The sequence below is a fragment of the Candidatus Accumulibacter sp. ACC005 genome, assembly GCF_907163215.1.
GTDB classification, from domain to species: domain Bacteria; phylum Pseudomonadota; class Gammaproteobacteria; order Burkholderiales; family Rhodocyclaceae; genus Accumulibacter; species Accumulibacter regalis.
The window spans coordinates 403,821-429,060 of record NZ_CAJQUB010000004.1 but is presented as its reverse complement, the minus strand read 5'-3'; the positions used below and the strand labels follow the sequence as shown (position 1 = coordinate 429,060).

Genomic DNA, 25,240 nt, shown 5'->3' with positions numbered 1-25,240 from the left:
GCGGAGCAGGACGCGCGGGCCAATCACCGCACATCGCATGCAGAGGGCAAGAAGGCTGGCAGGCGCCGGCAGGCGATTGACGGCATTTGCCGGGCACTCCTATACTCGCGACGGCAGCGCTGAAATTCCTGCCGACCGCTTAAGTCAGGTCGGCGGCAGGCTTGAAATAAAGCGCCACACGCGTCCAGAATACCCACGACCTGCCGCAGCTTGGGCGAAAGACGGCCCCCTATGTTCGCTTGGTTCGCTTTGTTCGACGCGATCGACCACTTCCCCCGACCTCCGGCGACCGGCCGCGAACGCCGCCGGCCGCGCCCTCGCCACGGCGGCACTCGCCACATCCCCGCGCGCCAGGAAGCGCACGCAAGCCACCTCGGCGCGCGCACGTGAGTCTGGTCCTCTTCGTCAGCCACTCGTCGCGAGACAGCCAGCTCGCCGAGGACGTCGCGCATTTGGTTGACGTCGGCGGCGAGTTCAAGTCGGTACTCGACCTGCTCCATCTCGAACAGGGCGACGCCTGGCGACCGCAGCTCTTCCAGTGGATGGCGCGCTGTCACGCGGCCTTGATCCTGCTCACCGACGAAGCCGTACAGTCCAACTGGGTGCTTCAGGAGGCGACCGTCCTGCGCGCACGCCAGGCGCTCGAGCCCGGATTTCGCGTCTTCGTCGTCGTGCCACCTGCGGTCAAGGCGGCTTACCCCGCGCGCTGGAAACTATTCGAGCCGCTGGCGCTCGACGAGATCCAGGGCGTGCGCTCCGACGACGCGGCGACGATCGCGGCAAAGATCCGTCCGGCCCTGCAGGCGATGATCGACGCCCGTCGCCAGACGCTGTTCGACCGGCTGAGCGGCGTACTCGGTGACATTCTGCGCGACCTGGTCGACAAACCCCACACGCTGGCCGACGTTTCCGACCATCTGGCGATCCGCGACGCCGAATGGACGGCGATCGTCGGCGGCAACGACACGCTGGTGGACCTGATCGCGCGACGACTCTGTCGGGGCGACCTGGGCGGTTATGGCGAACTTCGCGATTTGCTCGCTGCGCTGCAGTCAGTCGGCGACAAGGACCTCCTGCAGCGCCTGTTGACGATGTTGTCCTCGTATTGGGTGGTGCCCGCTGCCGCGGCCTTCTTTCCCACCGCCTGCGCAGCCGCCCCACCGCGCTTGATCGCCATGCGGGCGAGCAAGCCCGACTTCCTGCCCCTGCGCCACCTGGAACGGGTCTACCGTCCCTACGCCATCGTTCCCGAAATCGTTCCACTGTGCGGTGGCAACGAAAACCGGGTCGAACTCGAGGCGCAGCTGGTACGCAAGCTCAAGGACGTTCTCGGCTACGATGAGGGAGACCTGAGCGACGAAGATCTCTTTGCGCTGCTCGAAGAGGACGAGGCCGAACGCAGCGCGCAAGCAAGCGACGCAGCGCTGCCGCCACGCATCTTCGTGCTCCTGCCTGGCCTGGTCGTTCCCGCACTGGCGCTGGAACTGGCAAAGGCTTTCCCGATGCTGGTCTTCGTCGTCAGCGTCGCCGACGCGAATGTCCTGGCGAGCGAATGGAGCGTCGCTCGCTGCGTCGAGCCCGCCCTCGAGCACAGCGACGAACTGCGGCGCAGCGCTGAACTCACCCGGGCGACAAGGCTGATCGCCTGACCCCGACCCTGGCTCACTGGAGACCCCGATGCAATTCACACGCAAGCATTTCGATCCGGCCAGCAAGGGGGAACCCCTCGCCGGCGACCGTGTTTCCTGCCGCTTCGCCGATGCGCGCGGTCGGCTCTCGCTCTACGTCTACGACCCGCGCCTGACCCTGGCCATCAACGTGGCGCTGGCGGCAAAGCGACCGCTGCTGCTTGCCGGCGAGCCGGGCTGCGGCAAGACCTCGCTGGCGCGCAATGTGGCCAAGGTCCTCGGCTGGTGGTACTACCAGCAGACGGTCAGTTCACGCACCCAGGCCTCCGACCTGCTCTGGGAGTACGACGCCCTGCGCCGACTCAACGACGCCTACGTGCGCAACCGCAATGTACTGCCTGATCACTGTTACGTGGAACCCGGCCCGCTGTGGTGGGCGCTGGCGCCGGACACCGCGGCGCTGCGCGGCTGGGCGCGGATGCCGCTCAAGCACCGGCTTGGCGACCCCGGCGAAGCGGGCGAGCACAATCATGCGCTGATCCTGCTCGACGAAATCGACAAGGCCGAACCCGACGTTCCCAATGATTTGCTCGAGATACTCGACACGCGCAGCTTCAGCGTCAAGAACGTGCCGATCAGGGCGACGCGCGAGAAGACGCTCGTCGTCCTGACCACCAACGGCGAGCGCGAACTACCCGGCGCGTTTCTCCGCCGCTGCGTCACCTACCGCTTCCCCGAGGCCGATGCCGCCTGGTTCGAGGAGGTGGCCACGCGCTGGCTGCCGGAAGGCAACCCGCAGCACCACCACGACGTCGCCGAGCGCCTGATCGCGGCGCGCGATCGCGCGCGAGCGGCGGGACAGCGAATGCCGGGCACCGCCGAATACCTCGACGCGCTGCACGCCTTCGCCGACCTCGGCCTGACCGTCGACAGCGCGGAGTGGCGGGAGGTCGAGCACTGCGTCTTCGACAAGGCGATGGCCCTCGACTCGGCGCCGGGCGGCCGCTGACGCAGCGCAACGACGACGCGCGCATGGCACGTTCAAGCGCCATCTGGCTGGCCGACCTGCTGCGGGCGAGCGCGGATCTCGCCCCCGACGACGAGGCCCTGCGCGAGATCTGCGCCCAGCTCGACGTCGACGCTCGCCTGCCGACCGCGCTCGCCGGCCGCCGCTCGATGGCCACACCGGTGGCGGACATCGACATTGGCGCCGACGCTGCCCCAGCCGACGCCGATCAGCCGCCACCCGCGCCACCGACGGCGGCCGAGGACAAAGCGACGCTGTGGCCCGTCTTCAGCGAATTCGAGCCGATCGCCGACGCCGCCCGGGAAACAACCGAGAGCGACACCGGGGGTCCCGCCTGGCTCGGGTCGACCGAGGCCTTGCGCAGCGAAGCCAGTCCGCCGCCACGCGCGCCCGATCCACTGCTGCCGACGCTGCAGCGTCGCGCCATCCTCGCCACCGCGCTCGGCGTGGACGTCGCCGACGGCGGGCTCGACCTCGATCGCGTCGTGCACACCTTGAGCCATGGCCTGCCGCTGCGCGGCCTCCCGCGCCGGCCGCGCCGTACGCTGCGCTACGGCGTGGAAGTCTGGCTTGATCGGGCGCCCTGGCTCGAGCCTTTCCACGCCGACCAGCAGGCATTGGTCACCTATCTGCGCACGCTGTTTCCATCCGATCGCGTCGTGCTGCGCCGCTGCAAGGGTTCGCCGCAGGAGATCCGCCCCCGCCGCCGCGGCAGCAGCGCACCCGGCGGCGAGCGGCCAGACTCGCGAGCAGCGGCGCTGCTGCTGACCGATTTCGGCGCCGGCTACCGTCCGCTCGGTGTGCCGCCGCCGGCGGCGGCCGACTGGCGGCGCCAGGCGCGCCAGTTTGCACGCCAGCAACGCGTCGCCGTCGCCCTGCTGCCGCTGCCGCCGACGGCGCGAGTGGCCACTGCCATTCGCGAACTGGCCTCCCTGCCGTGGAACGAACGGACCACCGTGCGCGACGCCGCCCGCCTGCGCAGTGGCGCGCCGGCTGACCGCTCGCCGGAGCTGCCGCTCGACGACCAGGCGCTGCTCGCCCTTGCCCGCGTACTCAGCCCGGCGGTGCGCATTGACCCGTGGTTGTTGCGCGCCGCGCGGCGCCGCTTCCTGCCGCGCTACGGCGCCGAGCTGGAGGCGGCGCTGTGGTTCGGTCCGCTGGTGGCGTCACGCGGCGCCGACGGCATCGTTCTCGAGAGCGCGTTGCTGCCCGAGCTGCGCGCCGGTCTGCGCGAGCAGGGGCCGGCCGTGCTCGGCGCGGCAGTCGCGCTGGTCGAGGCTGCGCACGCGCACTACCCGGCGACCCTGCGTCTCGAGGAGCAACTGCTGCGTATCGAGCTCGAACAGGCGCCGGGGCAGCCGCTCGCTGAACACGCGGTAGAGCTTGCCTTGCGCCCGGCGCTGAAGGCACTCGCCGGCAGCGACGCGGCAGCCGACGATGTCGCGATCTGGGCGGCACACGCCTGGGGACGTTTCTCGTCGGCGCTGCGTGGCACCGACGCTGCACGGCAGCTGGCCTTCGCCAGCGCCGCGCGTCTGCAAGGCGCGAGCTGGATGCTGCCGCCGGGCGAGACCAGCGCGCCCGCCTTTCCGATCGATATCGGCTGGTTGCTGCGCGCCCGCAAGCGCCCGGCACGCGAACTGGCCATCGAGCTGAAGCACGGCGACGACGGCAGCTTCGAGCTCGCCTTTCATGAAGCGACGGTGGCCAGCAACGCCCGCCATCGCCTGCGCCTGCCGGACACCACGCCACTATGGCTGCAGCTGGTCGACCCATCGGGCACGGTTCGTGCTGTGGCCTTCGCTGCCGCCGCTGGTGCCCCGTCCGTACCCCTCGACGCCGCCGCGCTGCAGAGCAGCAACGGCGTTGTGCTGCGCACGCTGGCCGGTGACGAGTACGCCTTGCGCGTCGCCGGTTCCGTCGAGCAGGCACTTTCCCGCAGCGTGCTGGCGCTCTCCGCGCGCGCAGAAAAGTCCAGCGGCGAGGCGCGCCCGGTGCCCAACGTGGCTCTCGTCGCGCACGACCTGGCGATCGCCTGGCCCGACGACGGGCCTGACGGCGAAGCGCTTGACCTGCTTGATGGCCAAGGCCGCAGCACTCGCGCGCTGCGCGTCGGGCGCATCGACTTCAGCGAGAAAGACGTGCGTGTCGGCGCTACGGTTTTGCGCCTGGACCGCTACAGCCTGGGCGTCGACAAGCTGCCCTGGGTCGCCCTCGACGCCAGCGCGCGCCTGCTCGATCCATCGCTGCCGGGCAAGGCCCCGGACTTGCAGCCCGCCATCAGCTGGCCGCATCCGGGCCGCTTCGAGTACAGCGCGCTGCGCGCGGTGCACGGAAAATTTTACTCGGAGGAGGTCGACCAGCGTTCTCGGGATTCCGTCGAATCGCGCTTGCGCATCCAGGGCGGACTGGTGATGCCGGCGGGCGCGGTCGACCACTGGGCACTGCTCTTCCCGGCGAGCCGCGCACCTGCGATGAGCAAGAAAGCATTGCCGCGCCTGGACGGCGAGCTTCTGGCGGTACCCGTCGCTGCTGCGCTCGCCGCCGCCGCATCACTCGCCGCCGGGCGTTGGCGAGCCTGCGTGATCGTCGCCGACGCGCGCCTGCCCGCGGTCGCTGCAGAGCTCCACGCGCATCTGGTGAAGCAGCTCGGACCGTGGCGGGTCCTGCCGCAGGTCGAGGACACGACCGAGGGTCGGCCACGGGCATCGTCTGCCGTGCTCGCGGAGTATGCGGTGGATGCAATGGATGGGCTGCGCGAGGCCATCGGCCGCTGTGAACTGTTGATCGTGGTCGGAGTCTGGCGCCGCAGCAAGTTGGAAGCGCTGAACGCCCAACTCGCGCTCGCGCGCCGCCTCGGCAGGGCGCTGCTGCTCGTCGTGCCCGCCGACACAGGCGTTCGGGATGACGTGGCGGGCATGCAGCCTGATGAGGTGGTCACCCTGCCCGGCCCGGAGGCGCTCGACGACCACAGCCTGCGCCGCATCGTCGAGCACATCGCCGCCTTTCGCCTGCCGGGAGCGGTCGATGCCGGCGAAACGCCAGGGTCTGCGGCGGCGCGCGCCGGCGACGCCGGGGTGCTCGATTCGCTGGCCACCGGTTTCCGTACGCGCTTGTGCCGGCAGCTGGAAAAGAACGTACCCCGACCCGGGCTGTTCGAGGTATCGCTGCACGGCGATTTCGCGCTGCGAGCTTTCCTCACGCCACGCGGGTCGGCACCCTTGCTGATCCTGGTGCACAGCCTGGCGACGAATAGCGAGGCGACCTTTGGCGCCTTGTGGCAACCGCCCGCGGACGTGCAACGCCGGGCGCTGTTGCGGTCCTACGGCGAACGCGTGTATGCCTTCGAGCACCACGCCGTCAGCCACAGCCCGATCCACAACGCGCTGCAACTCGCGCTGGCGCTCCCTGCAGGCGCCACCCTGCATTTCCTGACCCACAGCGCCGGCGGCCTGATTGGCGAGTTGTTTGCGCGCGGGCTGCGCGTCGACGGCCAGCCGGCGTTCGACGAGCGCGACCTCGCGCTGTTCCAGGGAGGGACCGTCGGCGCCGCCGAGCGCGCCATGCTCGAGCAGTTGTCGAGCGTATTCGCCGACAAACGCTTCCGCGTCGAGCGTTTCGTGCGCGTCGCCTGTCCGGCTCGCGGCACGCGCATTTTCAGCGAAACGCCGGCGCAGGCCTTGGCGGCCATGCGCGGGGCGATGAGCCTGCTCAGTCCGCTGGCCGGCCTGGCCGGCAGCGCCCTGTCGTCGGTGTTCCAGGCCCTGCAGGATCCGGAAGTGACCCCCGGTTTCGCGGTCCAGGACCCGGGTTCTCCACTGGTCCAGATGCTCAACCGCCCGGACGTGGTCAGCGCGGCGCCGCTGACGGTCATCGGCGGCGTCACCGAGGCCGGCGGACTGCTCTCTCGCCTGGTCGGCGCGGCGACGACGGCGGTGGCTTTCGGCCATGCCGACAACGACCGCATCGTCAGCCTCGAGTCGGCGCGCGGCGGCGTGCGGCGCGCGGCGAGCGGCGCGGAGTTTGTCGACCGTGGCCAGGAAGTTGACCATTTTTCGTACTTCCAGAACGCGCGCAGTCGCCAGGCAATCGTCGCCGCGCTGCTCTCGGCAGAGCCGCTGCCAGCGGGGTTTTCGAGCCGTGAGTCCACCTCGCAGACGGCGTTCTCGCGCTGAACGAATGGCGGCCGCCGGCCGCAACAGCCAACCAGGAGTGATCGCCAATGACCCATGACAACACCGCCCTCTCAACTCCCGCCGACGAGCCGGCCGCCTCTGCGCCCGGCGAGCGCGCGGTGGTCCTGCTCGTCGCCACGCGCAAGGGCGCCTGGCTCTATCACTCCGACGCCGCCCGCGAACGCTGGCGAGTCGACGGCCCGCATTTCCTCGGCCACATCATCAGCCACCTGGTGCTCGACCCGCGCGACGGGAGGACGCTGCTCGCGGCGGCCAAGACCGGCCACCTCGGTCCGACGATCTTCCGCTCGACCGACCTCGGGCGCAGCTGGAGCGAAGCGAGGCACCCGCCAGCTTTCGCTTCCGCAGCGAAGGATGGTGAAGGGCTTCCCGGGCGCACGGTCGATCACACTTTCTGGCTGACCCCGGGAAATCCTGACCAGCCCGAGGTCTGGTACGCCGGCACCTCGCCGCAGGGACTGTTCCGTTCACGGGACGGCGGCGTCAGCTGGGCGCCGTTTTCGTGCATCAACGACGACCCGCAATACCGGCGGTGGATGGGTAGCGTACAGGACGGCACTCCCGACGGGCCAAAGCTGCACTCGATCATCGTCGACCCGCGCGACGCCGCGCACCTCTACCTGGCGATGTCGGGTGGCGGCGTGCACGAGAGCGTCGACGGAGGCCTCAGTTTCAAGCCGCTGCTCGACCAGCTCAAGGTCGTCGAAGGCTTCGATCGCGCCGACCCGACCTTCCACGACCCGCATTGCGTCCGCCTTTGCCCGAGCCAGCCGGACCGCCTCTATCAGCAGAACCACTGCGGCGTCTTCCGCCTCGACCGACCGTCCGAGCAATGGCTGGACATTGGCAGGAACCTGCCGGCAGAGGTCGGCGACGTCGGCTTTCCGCTCGTCGTACACCCGCGCGATGCCGACACCGCCTGGGTCTTCCCGATGGACGGCACCTCGGTCTGGCCGCGCACCAGTCCGGACGGCAAGCCGGCGGTCTATGCGACACGCGACGGTGGCCAGAGCTGGCGACGTCTCGATGCCGGCCTGCCGAGCAGCCAGGCGTGGTGGACCGTCAAGCGCCAGGCGATGAGCGCCGACGGCCTCGACCCGGTGGGCCTCTACTTCGGGACCACCAGCGGCGAGCTGTGGATGAGCCGCGACGAAGGACTGCACTGGCAATGCATCGCCCGCCACCTGCCGGAAATCTACGCCGTCGAAAGCGCACTCCTGGCGTAGGGCCGAGCACCCGTGAAAGTCTTGATCCCCAGCGCATTGCGCTCGTACACCGGACACGGCGAGGTCGAGGCCGGCGGTGCGACGCTGGCCGCCGTGCTCGCCGACCTCGAGCGCCGCTACCCGGGGATTCGCTTCCGCATGATCGACGAGCAGCAGGAAATACGACGGCACATCCGCTTCTTCCTCAACGGCGAGCAGCTACGCGACCTCGCGCAGCCGCTGCCCGCGAGCGGCGAATTGATCATCGTGCAGGCGCTGAGTGGTGGCTGAGTGGCGGCGGAGCGGCGCCGAATAGGGCCGCCAGCACCTCGCCGGTCTTGCGGCTGTTCAAACGGCCGGCCTCCAGCCAGACGAAACGATCGGCCGGCGCAGCGGCGAATTCGGCCGCCGCCGCCGCGCCGGCGGTCTGGCCATCGTGCAGGAGCAGCACTCGGCGCAGGTGGGAAGCCGCGGCGAGCACGCGCAGTTCGAAGCGGCAGCCCTGGTTTTCCGGCGTGAAGCCGCGCAGGTCCATCAACACCACGTCGCTGGCCTGCACCAGCGCGCGCAGCGCGGGCTGCCAGGTACTGTCGAAGCAATACCATTCGTTGACCCGGTAACGGCCATCGGGATCGGGTTGCAGGTCCAGGCCCGCCAGGCGCACGGGAATCTCCGCTTCGCTGGCGATGAAGCGGCCGGCCAACTGGCCATTGAGGAAGGCGAAGAGGTCATCCGGATCCAGCGTGCGGCTGATCAGGTCGGTGCCGGCGATGAGAAGCGTGTTGCCGCTCAGCCGCCAGCGTTCGACGATGCTGTCGAAGAGGCGCTCGACCTGCGCGTCGCGCTGAAAGACGCGCAGCACCAGCAGCGTCGGTGGCGAGGGTGGCGCCGCTTGCGCCAGCCAGCGCGGCAGCACGCGCCAGGCGATCGGCAGCCATAGCCAGGGCAACAGCTGCGTCAGCCCGACCAGGCCGACAGTCTGCAGGGCGGGTAGAGCACTGGCGGCCAGGATGACGAACCAATAGGCGGCGAAGAGGTAGCCGAGATCTGAAAAGCGCTTTCCCCGGTAGGCACGCGCCAGCCAGCGGCCCAGGGCATACACCGGCCAGGCGAGCAGTAGCCACGGCGCGAGGACGAAAGTGAGCAGCGTTCCCCAGGCCCCGACAATTTCGACCATGCCGGTCAGCCAGGCGGGCGCGGATTCGACGCCGATCGCCAGCGCCTGCACGGCGGCAACCGACGCGCCGGAAAGCAGGAGAAAGAACGGCAGCAGGTAGGGAGCAACGGCCCGAATCCGTCCACTGGCAGCAATGGCCAGGGTCACCAGCATGGGGATGGCGACCACCCCGGCAAGCCAGGCACCGACGCCGGCAATCGTCTGCGCCGCGTTCGACGTCAACATCACCAGCACGCTCATAGCCAGCATGTACGCGGCAATGCCGGCGACCACCCTCGCCCACGACCAGCGCAGCACCAGCCCCCAGCCCATGACCATTGGCCACGCATAGACGGCGCCCAGCACCAGCAAGCGATTCAGCGAGAAGGCGCCGCCGCGATCGTAGACGAAAAGCAGGGCCAGCCACGACTGGCTGACGCCGATCAGCAGACTGAGCGTGGAAAGCAGCAGCAGGAAGCGCAGTGCGGCACGCCGATTGGCAGCGAGATCGAGCCGTGCTGGCGGGTGCCGCGCCGGCAACGTCCCCCGCTCGGTGAACATCGCATGTGCTGCGTCCGGGGGCGCGGCCTTGCGCATCAGTGCAAGCATGTGCCGCCGATAGGCACCGGCCACCCCCCAGGCCACCGCTGCGGCAAGCAGCACACCGAGAAGCATTGCGAAAAGCATGGCACCGCTCTGATTAGCCATTTCTCAACCCTCGACCATTACCGCAGCTGGAAAGGGACTTCGACCCGAGGATCGGCAGTGACTGCGGCGACCTGTAAGCGATATGGCCGGAAGATGAGCTTGAAAGTTCGCCACCGAAGTCGCATGAACTCTGTATCTTCAGCGATGCCATAGCCTGTGAGCGCGCAGTCAGGCCCGCGTCACGCGGCACGCCGAATCGAGATCCGAGCGATGACGAAGCGGCGACCGGCGGCGTCGGTCGCCGCAAGAGTCGTTGTCGCCTGAGGTGGAAGCTCCCGGAGGTACGCCATGAACCTGTCCCTAGACCCGCAAACACCGATCCGTCCCGCGGCCGCCGACACGCAGAAATGGACCACAGAACGGGTACTGGAAGTGCGCTACTGGACGCCGACCTTGCTCTCGTTTCGCACCTCTCGCGACGAAGGCTTCCGGTTCACGCCGGGACAATACGCGCGGCTCGGCCTCAGCACCGACGGCGGTATCGTTTGGCGACCCTTTTCGATGGTCTCGGCAATTGCCGACGACAGCCTCGAGTTCCTCGCCGTACTGGTCCCTGGAGGCGCCTTTTCAGGCCCCCTCGAACGGCTGCGCGTGGGCGATGCGATCGATGTCGAGCGCTCCAGCTTCGGTTTTCTGACCACCGCGCAGCTGGCCGCCGGTCGCCAGCTCTGGATGCTGGCCACCGGAACCGGAATTGGGCCATTCGTTTCCATCGTCCGCGATGCCGCCGTCTGGCGCGCCTTCGAGCGGCTGATCGTCGTCCATAGCGTGCGCCGATCGGCTGAACTTGCGTATCGCGAGGAACTTGACGCGCTGGCCGCCGACGACACTTCCGCCCGCGGCAGGGCGAGAATGACCTATCTTCCCGTGGTCACGCGTGAAGCGGGCGCGACGACTCTTTCCACGCGCATCCCGGAGCTTTTCGCAGACGGGCACCTCGAGGAAGCCGCGGGCACGCCGCTCCGTGTCGAAACGTCGCGCCTGATGATCTGCGGCAACCCGGCTATGGCGCTTACACTGCGGCAATTGCTGAGCAAGCGCGGCTTTGCCACCGGTCGTCGCGGAGTGACCGGGCAGATGGCTTTCGAGAAGTACTGGTAAGGACCCGCAGGCAGTTCGCCAGCGCGCCATACCAGGCATCCGGCGCCGCCAGACGACTTACTTGCCGGCCGCTTCGCGCTTGCTGCGTGAGGTGGGCATCAACATCGCATCGCCGTCGATGACCACCTTGTCGCCCACCGTGCACACAGTCTCGAGCGCCACCCGGCCCTTGTCGGCGAAAACTTCCTTGACGGTCACCTTGGCGTGCACCGTATCACCGGGACGCACCGGCGCGCGGAAACGCAGGGACTGGCTCATGTAAATACAGCCGGGGCCGGGCAGGCGATTGCCAAGCACCGCGGAGATCAGGCTGGCCGACAACATGCCGTGCGCGATACGGCCGCCAAACATCGTCGTGCGCGCAAAATCTTCGTCCATATGCACGGCATTGACGTCGGTGGACACGCCGGCAAACAGGACCAGGTCGGCATCAGTAATCGTTTTGGCGATTTCTGCGCTCATGCCGACGGACAGGTCTTCAATATCGTAACCGTTCTGGGGATTCATGACAGGCCTTTCAGGGTGATTATCAGCACGGTGACGCCGTGCCCAGGGAAAATGGCGCTTGCTATCGCCCGCGCCAGTGAGTTTCTTCGCGCATTCCCGACAGCTCGGACGGGAATGCGGCGAGGAAGAGGAATATTGATGACACGAAAACGAGTATCCTTGATACGCGAACCTTGGTCAAACCGCAGCCTCCATCGTCATATCTCTCGAGGATTGTGACTTCCGCGAAGGGCGGCGCAGCTCACGCGGTCGTGATAACGACTTTGCCCGTCGATTTTCTGGTCACCACCTGATCGAGCGCCGCAAGCGCCTCTTCCAGCGGATAGCTTGCCGAGACATGCGGCTTGATGGCGCCTTCGACATACCAGCGAACAAGCGTCTGAAGACTCTCGGTCATCACCCGCGGATTGAGCTCGGCATAAGCCGGCCAGTTGACGCCCATCACATCCACATTCTTGACGAGCAGGTGATTTGCGGGAATCTGCGGCACGCTGCCACCGGCAAAGCCGATGACCAGGATGCGTCCTTCGAAGGCCATGCTGCGCAGCGAGGCGGTAAATAGCTCTCCGCCGACCGGATCGTAGACCACGTCTGCACCGCGACCGGCCGTCAGTTCCCTGATCCGCTCGCGAACATCCTCGCAGCTGGAATCAAGCAGATGATCGGCGCCGTGCGCAGCGGCCAGCGCGAGTTTTTCCGGGCTGCTGGCGGTGGCAATGACCGTCGCGCCCAATTGCTTGCCAATGGCGACGGCGGTCAAGCCAACGCCGCCCGAAGCGCCATGCACCACCAGAGTCTCGCCGGACTGCAGGCGTGCCCGATGCCACAAGGCGATATGCGACGTGCCAAACACCACCGGGAATGCCGCCGCATGCTCCCAGGACATTTCCGCGGGGATCTGCAGGCAGCGGTTCGCATCGGCGACGACCTCCTCGGCGTAACCGCCACACGGCGTCATGGCCAGGACCCGATCGCCACGGGCGACACCTTCCACACCAGCGGCCAATTCCAGCACCTCGCCGGATACTTCAAAGCCCGGACTGAAGGGAAGTTGTGGCTGCTTCTGATACTGGCCGCGGGTAATCAGGCTATCTGCAAAATTCACGCCGCAGGCGCGCACGCCGATGCGCACCTGACCAGGACCGGGGCGAGGTTCGGCAAGCTCCTCAAGGCGCAAGGAGGCAGGACCGGTCAGTTCATGGCAGACGATGGCTCGCACGTTGGAACCCCTCCGTCGTTGCAGGGAAAAGCCCCTCCCCGTCGCCAGGGACGAGAAGGGTCTTTGCCGATTTCCCTGCCTGGGCAGGGAGAGACGAGGCCAGGCGCCGGGGTGGATCGAGCTGGCGCCCAGCCGTGGCTGCTGACTACTGACGACCGACCATCCACTAGTCGCCGATGATCTTGCGCACCACGTCGGTCATCGAAATGACCCCGACCGGCTGACCCTTCTCGGTGACCACCAGACGATGCATGCGCCGGCCGGTCATCAGGCTGACAGCGTCGCTCAGGAGCATATCGGCATCGCAGGTCGCGCAACCCGGAGTCATGACTTCGCTGGCCCGCAGCGAGCGTGCCTGGTCCGGAGTCCGGCCCTGCCGCGCGAGCACCATATCCGTCTGCGACACGACGCCGACGGCAGCGCCCTGCGCATCCATGACCACCACCGCATGAATCTCGTTGCCGACCATGATCTTGGCCACCGCTCCGACAGTCTCGTCCGGCGCGCAGGAAATAATGCCACGATGCATCAAGTCGCGAACCTTGCTGCCGTCGTCGGCAATGGTGATCGGCTCGCCCTCGGCAATGCCAGGCAGCGGGGTGGACATCGGGTAAGGCGCCGGCGAGGTGTGCACGTCGCCCTTGGGCAGCGTCGGATGGACCATCGCCACTGCCGGCTTGCCGCTGGCCCCGAGACCGAACTCGGCGGCACCGACGAGCACCGACATGTTGCCGTGCGGGTGTTTGTTGTCGGCCATCAGCTGATGGGCAATCGGCAGTTCTTCATAGGTGAACGCCCGCGACATACAGGGATCAAGTTGCCCGCTCAGTGCCAACTCGTTCATCTCGTTGCACTGCACGGTATTGGCGAAGTGCGAACCCTGCAAACGCTTCTGCCGCATCCACAGATAGCGCAAATCGACCGTCGCATTGTAACCAGTGGTACCGGCGCAGACCACCACCATGCCACCGGTTTCACAAACGAAAATCGACGTCGGAATGGTCGTTTCGCCGGGATGCTCGAAGACGATGTTCGGCGCCCTCTTCTCACCCAGCACTTCCCAGATCTTCGCGCCGAAGCCGCGCACTCCCTTCAGCCACTTGGCGTAGCCGGCGCTGTCCTTCCAGTGCGGCAGCATGCCCCAGTGATCGAAGTCATTGCGGTTGATGCAGCCTTTGGCGCCCAACTTCGTGCAGTAGTCGAACTTGTCCTCGCCCGAGACGATGGCCACCGAAGTCGCGCCGACCGCCTTGGCGATCTGAATGGCCATCGAGCCCAGGCCTCCCGCGCCACCCCAGATCAAGGCCACGTCGCCCTTCTTGACTGAACTGCTTTCCCAGCCGTGCAGCATCCGCCAGGCAGTTGCCGCGACCAGGGTATAGGCAGCGGCCTCTTCCCAGTTCATGTGCTTTGGCTTGGGCATGCACTGCTGCGCCTGCACTTTCGTGAATTGGGCAAAGCTGCCCCAATTGGTCTCGTAACCCCAGATCTTGAAGGAAGGCGAGTACATCGGATCGCCGCCTTTCTTGACCCACGGGCAGTTGCGGTCATAGATGCCGCAATGCATGACCACCTCGTCGCCCACCTTGACGTTGGTCACGTCCTTTCCCACCGCGTAGACGATTCCGGATGCATCACTGCCGCCAATGTGGAAGTCCTCCGTTTCGCCAGCCTTGTTGCGAGCGCCGATCACATTGACGGGAACTCCCATTCCCGCCCAGACGTTGTTGTAGTTGATTCCTGCCGCCATCACGTAAACGAGAACCTCATCGTCGGCAATCGACGGCGTCGTCACCACTTCCTTCTGAAACGCCGCCGTTGGCTGGCCAAAGCGCTCGGCGCGAATCAGCCAGGCGTGCATTTGTTCCGGAACTTCGCCCAGGGGAGGCATATCACCTATTTCATAGAGTTTCTTGCTCATCAGGATGCTCCTTCGTTGGTTGAACTACTTGATCAATCTGACGACTTGAATCTGGAAATAATCTGCTGCCGCATTCGCTCGCATTCTTCGAATTGATTGCCATACTGCGCCTCCAGGCGCTTGCCGATTTCAGCATAGCCACCGATAAGCTCGACGCCAAAAGTCCCGAATTCCTCTTTCAACACACGCACTACCCAGGCGCTCTGGTGGCGGGTGCGCAACTTTTGCAGCAGGCCCGCATGCGCGAGAAAGCTTCGGTGTCTATCAAAATTCCCATGCAGCTCGGTGATCCCCGTATTCATCGTCGCGCTCACCAGGCACACGGGATAATCCCAATCGTCCCGGCGATCCTGCCGGGAAGCGCTGCGGCCAATTTCGCCGGCCGTCTTGTACGCCGCAGCGCCAAGGTCGGACTTATTGACGGCGAAAATATCCGGAATCTCGATGATTCCCGACTTCAGATACTGGATCGTATCCCCCGAGGCCGGCTGCGCCACATAACAGACGGTATCGCCGATCTCGGCAATATCGATTTCCGTTTGCCCAACGCCAACCGTCTCGACGACGACGATATCGAACGCGGCCAGCATCAACCAGCTCATCGGCCAGACCTCGGTCGCCACGCCACCCAACTGGTTGCGATTGGCCAGCGAGCGAATGAACAGGCCCTCGTCGTGCGCCGCGTTCTTGATCCGAATTCGATCGCCAAGCAAGGCGCCGCCACCCAACTCGGGCCGACTCGACGGGTCGACGGCAAGCACTCCGACCGTCCTGCCCGCGCGACGCCATTCGCGAATCATCGCCGAGACAAGTGACGACTTGCCGGCGCCCGGCGGGCCGGTGATACCGATAAGATGGCCCCCATTCAGCGAATGCTCGCCGGAAAGCGCTGCCAGCAAGCGTACCGAGCACTGGCGCGCTTCCGCCAACTTGTTGTCGAGCAGATTCAAGCCTCGGGCCACCGCCGCACGCTCCCGGCGCAGGATGCGTAAAGCCAACTGTTCGGGATCGGGAAGCGCTGCCGGGGTCATCTGCTGGTCAGGGCAGCGGACCCAGCCGCGCCAGACCGTTGGCTTCGCGGATCACGTCGACCATGTCGGCCATGATCGTATTGAGATTGAAATCCTTGGGCGTATAGACGGCGCTGACGCCCTGCGCGGCGAGTTTCTTGGCGTCCTCCAGCGGGATGATCCCACCGGCGATCACCGGAACGGTCGCCAGGTCGCGCGCGCGCAGCTCCTCGAGAACCGAAGTCACCAGTTCCATATGACTTCCCGAAAGAATCGACAGGCCGACCATATGTACGCCCTCCTCCTCGGCCGCCTGAGCGATCTCCTGCGGCGTCAGCCGTATGCCGTCGTAGACCACCTCGAAGCCGACGTCCCTGGCCTTGACGGCAACCTGTTCGGCGCCGTTGGAGTGTCCGTCGAGCCCGGGTTTGCCGACCAATAGCTTCAAGGGACGGCCCACGGCCGCACCGGTACTGGCGACTCTGGCGCGCAACTCGGTGACCTCATCCTTCTTGCCGAGTACGGCGCGGTTGTCGATGGCAATATCGATACCCGTCGGCGGCCTGAACTCGCCGAACACGGCACGCAGCGAATCGCCCCATTCGCCGGTACTGACCCCCGCCATGGCGCAGCGAATCGAACTGGGCATGATATTTTCACCGCTCTTGGCGGCGTCGCTGAGCCCCTGCAAGGCGGCCTGTACGTCGGCGTCGTTGCGATTTTTCCGATGCGCCTGCAGCCGTTCGATCTGCTCGCGCTCGGCGGACGGATCGGTCTTCATGATGCCACCGTCGCTGCCCAGAGTCAGCGGCGATTCGGCGCTTTCCTGGAAGCAGTTGACGCCGATGATTTTCAGTTCGCCCGACTCGATGGCGCGCAAGCGCTGCATATGGCTGGCGACCAGTTCGCGCTTGACGTAGCCCGATTCGATCGCGGCAATGATCCCGCCCTGCGCTTCGACATTGGCGATCTCCTTTCTGGCGCCCTCAACCAGTTGCTTGACCTTGGCGGCAATCACCGGCGAGCCGTCGAGAATATCCTCGTACTCGAGAAGGTCGGTTTCGAAAGCCATCACCTGTTGCATGCGCAGCGCCCATTGCTGATCCCAGGGGCGCGGCAGGCCCATCGCCTCGTTCCAGGCGGGAAGCTGGATTGCGCGCGCCCGCGCGCCTTTGGAAAGAACCACCGCCAGCATTTCCAGAACGATTCTCTGCACATTGTTTTCCGGCTGCGGCTCGGTAAGCCCCAGCGAGTTCACCTGCACGCCGTAGCGGAATCGGCGCAGCTTCGGATCGTCGACCCTGTAGCGACCCAGCGTCAATTCGTCCCACATCTCGCCGAATGCGCGCAGCTTGCAGCACTCCTCGACGAAGCGGATACCGGCGTTGACAAAGAACGAGATGCGCTCGACGACCTGCGAAAACTCGTCCGTCTTGATTTCTCCCGACGCCTGGACCCGGTCCAGAACCGCCATCGCCGCGCACAACGCATAGGCCAGCTCCTGGACCGGTGTTGCCCCCGCCTCCTGCAAGTGGTAACTGCAGATATTGGTCGGATTCCACTTGGGCACGTGCTTGATGGTGTAGGTGATGGTGTCGGCGATCAACCGCATCGACGGACCCGGCGGATAGATGTAGGTGCCGCGCGACAGATATTCCTTGATGATGTCGTTCTGGGTCGTGCCGCTCAGCTGCCCGGGATCGATCCCCCGTCGTTGCGCCAGGCCGATATACAACGACAACAGCCATGGCGCCGTGGCATTGATGGTCATCGCCGTGTTCATCTGATCGAGCGGGATCTGGTCGAACAGCTGATCCATGTCCTCGATATGCGAGATCGGCACCCCGACCTTGCCGACTTCGCCTCGCGCCAGCGGATTGTCGGCGTCGTAGCCGGTCTGTGTCGGCAGATCGAAGGCCACCGACAGTCCGGTCTGGCCTTTCGCCAGATTGGTTCGATAGAGCGCGTTCGACGCCCTGGCCGAGCTGTGTCCACTATAGGTGCGCATCAACCAGGGGCGATCGCGTTTCGTTTGGCGAGAATCCATGACTAACCCCTTTTCCTGATCAGGAGACGTCTCTCGATCTCAAAAATCTTCGCATCGATCTTCTCCTTGTCCATCGCCTTCTTGTCGTTTTCCTTGCCGAACAGGTCCTCGCCGTATTCGGCCAAGGCGTTGGCGGCGCTGAGGTTCTTGACGCCGATCAACTGAAAGGTGACGATACCGAGCTTGCTGCCCAGCCCGCCCGGCGCATCTTCGGCAGCCAATACGCGCGACAGGGCGGCGACGGTATCACCGCCGATGCACGGCTGAGTGTGGTAACCCTCGGTAAAACCCAGCTCCCAAACGCTGTTCTCGCTGACATCGCGACTGGCCAGGCCTTCCAGCCAGGCGAAGACCAGACCGCCATAGACGATCGGATCACCGCTCATTTTTCCGGAGAGGCCGGAACTGAAGACGCGATCGAAGTGCAGCGGATGCGTATTGCCCACCGCGTAGGTCAGCGATAGATGTTCATCGGTGATGGTTCGGCCATTGGCATGGACAATGATCTCGCCGACGGCGAAGTCCTCGAAGTAGGAGTTGGGGCCGGTCAGGCCGGAAGCGAACGACTCCGGGAAATCCGGCAGGGCGACCTCGGCCTCGTCGACCCACGGGAAGGCCGCCATCGCCGTCGCCTTCGGCAATGGCGTCGTCGGCGGACGATCGCCCTGGCCGGCGACCATGATCTTGCGCTCGTACTGCAGAACGACCTGGTCGTCCTGATTGATGCCCAGCGTTCGGATGGTAACGATGCCCGGCTTGCCGGCGCCACGCTCCTTGCGCTCGATGACCTTGGTCAGCGAGCGAATCGTATCCATCGGATAGACCGGCCGCAGGTACTGGGCATCGTAATAGCCGAGATTGGCCATCGCCTTTTCCGAATCGTTCTGCACGCCTAGCGAGAGCACGACGTTGAACACCATCTGCGGCGAAGCCAGCAGGCCGGCGAAGCCGCTGGAGCGGGCGTACTGGTCGTTGAGATACAGGGGATTGCACTGCATGTAGGTGCGGGCAAAGGCCTCCATCTGGGCAGGAAAGAAGGTGAAGGCACGCGGGTGAACAAACACCTGCCCCGGTACGAACTCCTCCAGATAGCGGCCGTAGTGGGGATAGCGCACTTGCTGCAGGTTCACTTTCACTTTTCCAGCCAGTTCTGCCTGCGCACGAAAGCGAATCGCTTGCATCATGGGATCTTCCTTTTGGCGTGACTACGTGCAGTCTGAAAGTGGACGGAACTACACCGCTTCGATCAGCGAGCGGGCGATGACCTTGAGCGCCAGCGTTTCTTCGGCGCCCTCGAAAATCGACAGCACACGGGCATCCAGGAAGTAACGGCTGACCGGCGACTCCTCGGCATAACCCATGCCACCGTGAATCTGCACCGCTTCGCGGGTCAGCCATTCCGCAGTCCGGCAGGTAAAGAGCTTCACCATGCTCGCTTCCATCTGTCCCGAACCCTGGTCCATCAAACGCCCGACGGCGTAGGTGAATTGGCGGGAAACGGTCAGCAGAGTCGCCATGCGCGCCAGCTTGACCAGCGTCAGTTGATACTCGCCGATAGGTTTGCCGAATGCCTTGCGCTCGCCAGCATAGGAAACAGCGCGTTCGAAAGCGGCCTGCATCACACCGATGGCCCGTGCGGCCGTCTGAATGCGCCCGCCGGCAAATCCGGCCATCGTGAAGTAGAAGCCTTTCCCTTCACCGGCCGGCCCGCCGACCAGGTTTTCGTCCGGGACGAAGACACTGTCGAAGAAGACCTCGTAGGAATGCATGCCGCGATAGCCGATGGTCGAAATGGCCCGGCCGGTCAGTACGCCACCCTGTGCCTGGCGATACTCGAAATCATGGCCGTCATACGAGTCCTTTTCGACCAGGAACATGCTCAGGCCTTTGTGACCAAGCGAGCGATCGGGGTTGGAGCGGGCCAGAACCAGGAGGACGCCCGCCTTCCCGGCCATGGTGCACCAGGTCTTGACGCCATCGAGCAGCCAGCCACCCTCACACTTGCTTGCCTTGAGGCGCATCGCCGCGACGTCCGAACCGGTATCCGGTTCGGTGACGGCGATGGCGCACAAGGGGTCGCCCATCGCCACCCGGGGCAACCATTTCTGCCGCTGCTCTTCCGTCCCCCCCTTCTGCAGCGCGCGACTGAGGATTTCCGGACGGGTGATCAGGCTGCCCGCTGCGCCGAGCGAGCCGCGTGAAAGCTCCTCGGTGACCACGATCATGCCCATGTTGTCTTCATGATCGTCGCTCTGGATGCCACCGTAGCGCTCGGGGATCGACAGCCCGAAGCAGCCCATTTCGGTCAGCGGATCGAGGATTTCCTGCGGGATGATGCGGTCGTGGCGATGAATGTCCTCGGCTAGGGGCATGACCACGTTGCTGGCCAGCTTGCGAAAGGCGTCCTGCATCATCAGGGCGTCGTCGCCGAGCATATAGGCGCCGCTATCGCCATCCAGGGCCACGACCTCCCTGCCCAAAGCAGCGAGATTGTCGGCATCCAGCTGCGTCTGGCAAAACCCGGCGAGTGCGGTTGACGCGAAAGCGGCCAGGTCGGCCGCGTTCACCCCGAAACTCTGCGGTCGTGCCCAGAAACGATTGTGGATATTCTGCAAGGCCTCGGCACAAAAGGCCAGGGCCATGCGCTGTTCCACGCAGGGGCCGTCGCCCGTCGCCGCCGCGGCAACCTTGTCGGCATATTCCGCGGCAAAGCGCGCGGCGGTCGATTCTGCGGCGCACCACGCAAGGTCGAAGCTGGCCATCTGATGGGCATCGAGTTTCTCGTTCGAGACCCCCTTTCCACCGGCGCATTGCTGCTTCATCCAGCGCAGCGATTTCTCGATCAGTGCATCAGCTGCCTGCAGATGCTGAACGGCTTCCTGCGTCCCGCTGTTGACATCAGTCATGGCTCATCCCTTTCTTCGTACGCGATCGGATCTTGCAACCCTTACTTGCTGGTCCGGTTATTAACAATCTGCACAAACGACCGGGAGCGCAACTCGTCGAGCGTAATTCCCGTTGCCAGGACTTCCTGTTCGGTGATCGCTCCGCACGCCATTCCGCGCAGGAAAAAGTTCAGCAGGCCCTGACCCGTCGCCGCATCGTCAAAGGTGTTGCCCACCAGTGTCGCCTGTGCAGCCTTGTTCAGAAAAGCGTTCAGGCGCGCCGAGGCATCCTGCAGGCTGCTGAGGAAGAAGGTGTCCATCGCCGCGTAGCGCACCGGCAACTGGCCGGGATTCAAGTCCCATCCCTGATAGTAGCCGTGCCGCAGCGAATGCATGATGTTGTCGTAATGAAGCTTCCACGCGCCATGCACGACGACGCGGTTCTCGTCCATCTGCTGGGCGCTCAGCAGCGCGTCCTTGGCTGCCTTGTGGGGCCCGATCGGCATACTGGTGGTCGCGCCGTCGCTGATCGTGATGCCGGTTCCGGCCAGGCTGACCTGCATCACATGGCGGGCAAAATCGCAGGCCGGATGGGTGTGGTTCTGGTGTGCGGCGGTGATGTTGCACGACGCCGTGTAATCGTAAGTCCCGAAAATCGCCGAGCGGCAGCGGCTACCTGCGGCGGCCACCAGTAGCGGCACCGTGTTTTCGCCCTGGTGATTGATGATCGCCTGCGTCGTTTCGATCATGATCTCCATCTTCAGCGACTCTTTGGGAAAACCCAGCCGGGCTTCGAGATTCTCGAGAATCCTCGCGCAGGTCGACACCTGGCCGGGCGTCGTGACCTTGGGCAGCGTGACGATGAAGTTCGGCGGCAGTTTGCCCCCCGTCTGCTCGGCGAGGCGAGTCAGGAAAATGTCCAGGGTGCGAATCGAGCGTTGCTTGCACTCTTCCGAAAAGGTCTTCACGCGAATACCAATGAACGGTGGCAGCAGGCCCTCGCGCATCCCTTTCGCCACCTCGTCTGCCGCCGAGGCGGCATGGCCATCCTCTTCATCGTCCGGGCGATTGCCGTAGCCATCCTCGAAATCAATGCGGTTGTCCTCAACCGGCTCAGTCTGCAACTTCTTCACCACCCGCTTGTAAACCGTAAAAGCCAGCCAGGCCGCTTGCTTGGTCTCGCGCACCTGGTCGGGATTCGCTTCCAGCGCCCGCGTCAGACTGGCCAGTTCCATGGCGTTCGTTGGCAGGGTATCGGCGCGCGGCAGACCGAGCGCGCGAGCGAAAACACTGTAGCTGGGCGCATAGGTTTCCAGAGTCTTGAGCGCCACCTCACCCAACTTCGCGGCAAACCCGGCCTTGAGCAAATTGGCCCCGCCATAAACCGTGTGCACCGGCTGCCGGTCGAAGGAATCTGCCGGATAATGGGACTCGAACGCCTGATTTGAAGCGCGCAACTCGCCACAATAGGCAGCCATTTCGTCATGGGTGAGGCTGAGTTTCATGCTTATCCTCCCTAATTGCGCACAATACACATCCAACAGCATTATGCGGTTGTAGTGATCAATTACTCCCCGTTGCTGATAATGATTCTATCGGCGATTGTGGCACAAGGCAACACGCTGAACGACGGCAGAGCAATATCTTTAGTCTTATAGAAGTTTAAAGACAAAAGAGCCGAAACGGCGCCAATTGGCGACCACAACGCCTTGTCGCTGCGCCAACCCCGGTGCCGGCCGAGCGTGGGCGGCTCTCTGCGGCTGCAACGATATTCACATGTGATTCCGCCCCTGCAGCGCACTCGACTACTCACCTTGCACAAAATGTACTTACGATAAATACGTGCAAGCGCCTATTCCAAGCCACGACGCCCGGAAGTAATCGCTACAAACCGCGACTGCTCGAGGTCGCAACCGTGGATTCCCGATCGCCGCCCCCTACGAACACGGGCCTGCGACGACGCGATGACTTCTTTCAGACGTGGCATCGGCTGTGCACGCGACACGCTGTCGTTATTTGCTTATTAATCGCTTTTTGTCGGGCATGGCCGTTCGCGATAATACGAACAAATTTGATGACTTCTGATTATCAGCGGAAAGCGCCCGTAACCCGCCCACGCAACGGAACGGCGGCAACTTCATGGGCCGCTGCCGCTCCCTGGGGTGCAGAGCAGATGACGGTGAAACTACGCCGGCATGAGATCCGCGCTGGCGCTCATTGCCGCCACCCCGTCGGGCGCCAGCGCCTCAAGAGACATCCGGCCGTCGTTGCCGGAGCACAGCAGGCGAAAGGGGGCCAGATCAAACAGCGGCGCCAGGCCGCGGAAGCTGAAGCTGGCTACCGGTCGTGGTGCATTCTTGCGCAGCAGCTCCATCAGCAAGACGGCAGTCAGGGGGCCATGCACCACCAGCCCCGGATAGCCCTCCTCGTCGACCGCGTACGGCCGGTCGTAGTGAATGCGATGGGCGTTGAAAGTCAGCGCCGAGAAGCGGAACAGCAGCGTCGGGTCGGGCGTCACAATGCGCGACCATGTCGCGTTGTCCACGGGCGGCCAGTCGATCACTCGCGGGCGAGCGACCGCCGGGCCCGGCTCGCGATAAACGATGTCCTGCTCCTCCTCGATGCACAACACGCCATCCTGATAGAAGCTGCAGAGCAGCGAAACGAAGGCCAGCGATCCGGAACGTCCCGATTTCTGTCGAATATCGCGAATCAGCGCCTCGCGCCGCGCCGGCTGACCGATCAGCAGCGGCCGGTGGAAACGCAGCCGGGCACCGGCGAACATGCGGCGCGGATAGGGGATCGGCGGCATGAAGCCGCCACGCTGCGGATGCCCATCGACGTCGAGCTGCGCCTGCGGCGCCCGCGGGAGGAAGTAGAACCAGTGCCACAGCGGCGGCAACGGGCTGCCTTTCTCAAAATGCGTCAGCGTGTCGTCCAGCGTCGCCGCCGCTGCCAAAGCCGGCGCCAGAGCCAGTTCATCGTCGCTTATTTCCCGGCGACCGATCCAGGCCGAGTAGTCTGCTGCCGCATCCGTCATTGATTTCATCCTGTTGAGCGCTTCGCGCGCGGGCGTCCGCCAAGTACAGCATAGCGCCCCGCCAAACTCAAGCCGGTGCACGATGCTCGCACGGCACCGCCAACAATGTCGCATCTGTGCGCCCGGACGCCCCTTTTCCCATATACTGTGCGCTCTGCGTTGACAAGGGGATGACCCGCGATGCAGGGATCGAGTCGCTTTCTGGCTCTGCTGTCGGGAGGAGTGGGCATGGTAGGGAGAGACGTGTCGACGATCAAGGAAGCACTGCGGTCGGCGAGCGGTGGGGCAGCGGGCGCATTCGTTTGCGGTCGCACGCGACGCAAACAGGATAGCTGACCAGAATGGACGGAATTCTCAAGGGCTTGCGGGTCATCGAAGGATCCGCTTTCGTCGCGGCGCCGCTAGGCGGCATGACGCTGGCCCAACTCGGCGCCGACGTCATTCGCTTCGACCCCATCGGAGGGGGCCTCGATTACGGTCGCTGGCCACTCAGCCGTGACGGGCAGCAGAGCCTTTTCTGGGCCGGCATGAACAAGGGCAAGCGTTCGATCGCGGTAAATCTGCGCAACCCCCGGGGACAGGCCTTGCTGACCCAGCTGATCTGCGCGCCCGGCGACAACGCCGGCCTGTTCAGCACCAACTTCCCGGCCGAGGGCTGGCTGAGCTACGCGGCGCTGAAAGCGCATCGTCAGGACCTGATCATGGTCAACCTGACCGGTCGGCGCGACGGCAGTTCCGAAGTCGATTACACGGTAAACCCGCAGGTCGGCCTGCCGTTCATGACCGGGCCGACCAATTCCCCGGAGGTGGTCAACCATGTCTTTCCGGCGTGGGATTTCATCAGCGGCCAGATGATTGCAATCGGCATGCTCGCCGCTGAACGGCACCGGCGCCTGACCGGCGAGGGACAGTTGGTACGCCTGGCGCTGAAGGACGTCGCGCTGGCGATGGTCGGCAACATCGGAATGATCGCCGAGGTGATGGTCAACGACACCGATCGACCCAAACAGGGCAACTATCTGTACGGCGCTTTTGGTCGCGACTTCGAGACCCTGGACGGCAAGCGCCTGATGATCGTCGGGCTGACCGGCAGGCAGTGGCGCTGCCTGGTCAAAGCGACCGGCCTGAAGGAACCGCTCGACGCGCTCGGCATCCGCCTCGGCCTCGACCTCGCCGACGAAGGCAATCGCTTTCGCGCCCGCCAGCAGATCGCTGCATTGATCGAAGCATGGTGCCAGGCACGCACGCTGGCCGAAACGGCGGCGATCCTCGATGCACACCGCGTGACCTGGGGCCCCTATCGCAGCGTGCGCGAGGCCTTGGCCAACGATCCCGATTGCTCGATCGACAATCCTATGTTTACGATGACCGAGCAGCCCGGCGTCGGCACCTACCTGATGCCCACAACGCCGCTCGACTTTACTGCCTCGCCCCGCCTGCCGGCGGCGCCGGCGCCGGTTCTGGGCCAGCATACGGACCAGATTCTGCTCGAAGTTCTCGGCATGAGCGAAGCGGAAGTTGGCCGCCTCCATGACGCCGGCGTGGTCGCCGGACCGGCCTGAAGCTTTCGCCAGCAAGACGCTGACGGCT

At 65.1% G+C, this 25,240-nt stretch carries 17 protein-coding genes and 1 pseudogene; 7 read left to right on the top strand and 11 right to left on the bottom strand.

The genetic code is table 11. The features are described 5' to 3' along the window. Positions 1-386: 386 nt before the first annotated feature. Genes QZ613_RS04870 through QZ613_RS04850 form a run of 5 tightly spaced genes read left to right on the top strand, consistent with a single transcriptional unit; the run spans position 387 to position 8,347 of the window. The gene (locus QZ613_RS04870) at positions 387-1,649 is read left to right on the top strand and encodes a toll/interleukin-1 receptor domain-containing protein (RefSeq protein ID WP_043564678.1); all 1,263 of its coding nucleotides are present in this window, start codon (positions 387-389) and stop codon (positions 1,647-1,649) included. 28 nt (positions 1,650-1,677) lie between these two features. Then, the gene (locus tag QZ613_RS04865; protein WP_291981671.1) at positions 1,678-2,637 is read left to right on the top strand and encodes a MoxR family ATPase; all 960 of its coding nucleotides are present in this window, start codon (positions 1,678-1,680) and stop codon (positions 2,635-2,637) included. Between the two features lie 23 nt (positions 2,638-2,660). Further along, positions 2,661-6,830, top strand: a complete 4,170-nt coding sequence (locus QZ613_RS04860; protein WP_291981669.1) for a hypothetical protein — start codon at positions 2,661-2,663, stop codon at positions 6,828-6,830. A 47-nt stretch (positions 6,831-6,877) separates the two neighbouring features. Next, positions 6,878-8,077, top strand: coding sequence for a glycosyl hydrolase (locus tag QZ613_RS04855; RefSeq protein WP_291864418.1), 1,200 nt, complete (start codon positions 6,878-6,880; stop codon positions 8,075-8,077). A 12-nt stretch (positions 8,078-8,089) separates the two neighbouring features. Next, entirely contained in the window at positions 8,090-8,347 is a 258-nt protein-coding gene (locus QZ613_RS04850) for a MoaD/ThiS family protein (RefSeq protein ID WP_043565487.1), read from the top strand. Here QZ613_RS04850 and QZ613_RS04845 read toward each other — a convergent pair. Next, positions 8,319-9,920 carry a hypothetical protein gene (locus tag QZ613_RS04845; protein ID WP_291981667.1) on the bottom strand — a complete coding sequence of 534 codons (1,602 nt, stop codon included), beginning with the start codon at positions 9,918-9,920 and terminating at the stop codon, positions 8,319-8,321. The two genes, QZ613_RS04850 and QZ613_RS04845, sit on opposite strands and share 29 nt — an antisense overlap. A gap of 288 nt (positions 9,921-10,208) precedes the next feature. Between QZ613_RS04845 and QZ613_RS04840 the strand changes: the two genes are divergently transcribed. Continuing rightward, positions 10,209-11,021, top strand: a complete 813-nt coding sequence (locus QZ613_RS04840) for a ferredoxin--NADP reductase (RefSeq protein ID WP_043565483.1) — start codon at positions 10,209-10,211, stop codon at positions 11,019-11,021. 57 nt (positions 11,022-11,078) lie between these two features. Here QZ613_RS04840 and QZ613_RS04835 read toward each other — a convergent pair whose 3' ends face one another. From QZ613_RS04835 to QZ613_RS04790, 10 genes and pseudogenes are all read right to left on the bottom strand, one after another. Further along, complete coding sequence (locus QZ613_RS04835; RefSeq protein WP_043565482.1) at positions 11,079-11,528, bottom strand: MaoC family dehydratase; 450 nt, start codon at positions 11,526-11,528, stop codon at positions 11,079-11,081. 241 nt (positions 11,529-11,769) lie between these two features. Then, positions 11,770-12,747, bottom strand: a complete 978-nt coding sequence (locus QZ613_RS04830) for an NADPH:quinone oxidoreductase family protein (protein ID WP_291981664.1) — start codon at positions 12,745-12,747, stop codon at positions 11,770-11,772. Positions 12,748-12,913: 166 nt separating this feature from the next. Further along, positions 12,914-13,276, bottom strand: a complete 363-nt coding sequence (locus QZ613_RS04825) for a CBS domain-containing protein (protein WP_291864514.1) — start codon at positions 13,274-13,276, stop codon at positions 12,914-12,916. Positions 13,277-13,435: 159 nt separating this feature from the next. Further along, positions 13,436-14,668, bottom strand: a pseudogene (ccrA, locus tag QZ613_RS04820) (crotonyl-CoA carboxylase/reductase); the annotation flags it as partial. 32 nt (positions 14,669-14,700) lie between these two features. Continuing rightward, positions 14,701-15,699: a methylmalonyl Co-A mutase-associated GTPase MeaB gene (locus tag QZ613_RS04815; RefSeq protein ID WP_291981662.1), complete on the bottom strand. Its 999-nt coding sequence runs from the start codon at positions 15,697-15,699 to the stop codon at positions 14,701-14,703. A 7-nt stretch (positions 15,700-15,706) separates the two neighbouring features. Further along, the gene (locus QZ613_RS04810; protein WP_291981660.1) at positions 15,707-17,725 is read right to left on the bottom strand and encodes a protein meaA; all 2,019 of its coding nucleotides are present in this window, start codon (positions 17,723-17,725) and stop codon (positions 15,707-15,709) included. Between the two features lie 2 nt (positions 17,726-17,727). After that, the gene (locus QZ613_RS04805; protein WP_043565514.1) at positions 17,728-18,906 is read right to left on the bottom strand and encodes a MaoC family dehydratase; all 1,179 of its coding nucleotides are present in this window, start codon (positions 18,904-18,906) and stop codon (positions 17,728-17,730) included. 51 nt (positions 18,907-18,957) lie between these two features. After that, complete coding sequence (locus QZ613_RS04800) at positions 18,958-20,631, bottom strand: acyl-CoA dehydrogenase family protein (protein ID WP_291981657.1); 1,674 nt, start codon at positions 20,629-20,631, stop codon at positions 18,958-18,960. A gap of 41 nt (positions 20,632-20,672) precedes the next feature. Continuing rightward, on the bottom strand, positions 20,673-22,115 hold the full coding sequence (locus QZ613_RS04795) for a phosphoenolpyruvate kinase (protein WP_291864438.1): 1,443 nt from the start codon (positions 22,113-22,115) through the stop codon (positions 20,673-20,675). A gap of 680 nt (positions 22,116-22,795) precedes the next feature. Further along, positions 22,796-23,650 (bottom strand): acyl-CoA dehydrogenase, encoded by an 855-nt coding sequence (locus QZ613_RS04790; protein WP_043565474.1) that lies wholly within the window; start codon positions 23,648-23,650, stop codon positions 22,796-22,798. Positions 23,651-23,991: 341 nt separating this feature from the next. Here QZ613_RS04790 and QZ613_RS04785 point away from each other — a divergent pair, with 341 nt between their 5' ends. Then, positions 23,992-25,212 (top strand): 2-methylfumaryl-CoA isomerase, encoded by a 1,221-nt coding sequence (locus QZ613_RS04785; protein ID WP_291864441.1) that lies wholly within the window; start codon positions 23,992-23,994, stop codon positions 25,210-25,212. The last annotated feature ends 28 nt before the right edge of the window (positions 25,213-25,240 follow it).

Excerpts from the sequence above, each read along its gene's own strand:
- QZ613_RS04865 (WP_291981671.1), top strand. The coding sequence starts at position 1,678 with ATGCAATTCACACGCAAGCATTTCGATCCGGCCAGCAAGGGGGAACCC.
- QZ613_RS04860 (WP_291981669.1), top strand. The coding sequence starts at position 2,661 with ATGGCACGTTCAAGCGCCATCTGGCTGGCCGACCTGCTGCGGGCGAGC.
- QZ613_RS04855 (WP_291864418.1), top strand. The coding sequence starts at position 6,878 with ATGACCCATGACAACACCGCCCTCTCAACTCCCGCCGACGAGCCGGCC.
- QZ613_RS04845 (WP_291981667.1), bottom strand. The coding sequence starts at position 9,920 with ATGGCTAATCAGAGCGGTGCCATGCTTTTCGCAATGCTTCTCGGTGTG.
- QZ613_RS04840 (WP_043565483.1), top strand. The coding sequence starts at position 10,209 with ATGAACCTGTCCCTAGACCCGCAAACACCGATCCGTCCCGCGGCCGCC.
- QZ613_RS04835 (WP_043565482.1), bottom strand. The coding sequence starts at position 11,528 with ATGAATCCCCAGAACGGTTACGATATTGAAGACCTGTCCGTCGGCATG.
- QZ613_RS04825 (WP_291864514.1), bottom strand. The coding sequence starts at position 13,276 with ATGCATCGTGGCATTATTTCCTGCGCGCCGGACGAGACTGTCGGAGCG.
- QZ613_RS04815 (WP_291981662.1), bottom strand. The coding sequence starts at position 15,699 with ATGACCCCGGCAGCGCTTCCCGATCCCGAACAGTTGGCTTTACGCATC.
- QZ613_RS04810 (WP_291981660.1), bottom strand. The coding sequence starts at position 17,725 with ATGGATTCTCGCCAAACGAAACGCGATCGCCCCTGGTTGATGCGCACC.
- QZ613_RS04805 (WP_043565514.1), bottom strand. The coding sequence starts at position 18,906 with ATGCAAGCGATTCGCTTTCGTGCGCAGGCAGAACTGGCTGGAAAAGTG.
- QZ613_RS04800 (WP_291981657.1), bottom strand. The coding sequence starts at position 20,631 with ATGACTGATGTCAACAGCGGGACGCAGGAAGCCGTTCAGCATCTGCAG.
- QZ613_RS04795 (WP_291864438.1), bottom strand. The coding sequence starts at position 22,115 with ATGAAACTCAGCCTCACCCATGACGAAATGGCTGCCTATTGTGGCGAG.
- QZ613_RS04790 (WP_043565474.1), bottom strand. The coding sequence starts at position 23,650 with ATGACGGATGCGGCAGCAGACTACTCGGCCTGGATCGGTCGCCGGGAA.
- QZ613_RS04785 (WP_291864441.1), top strand. The coding sequence starts at position 23,992 with ATGGACGGAATTCTCAAGGGCTTGCGGGTCATCGAAGGATCCGCTTTC.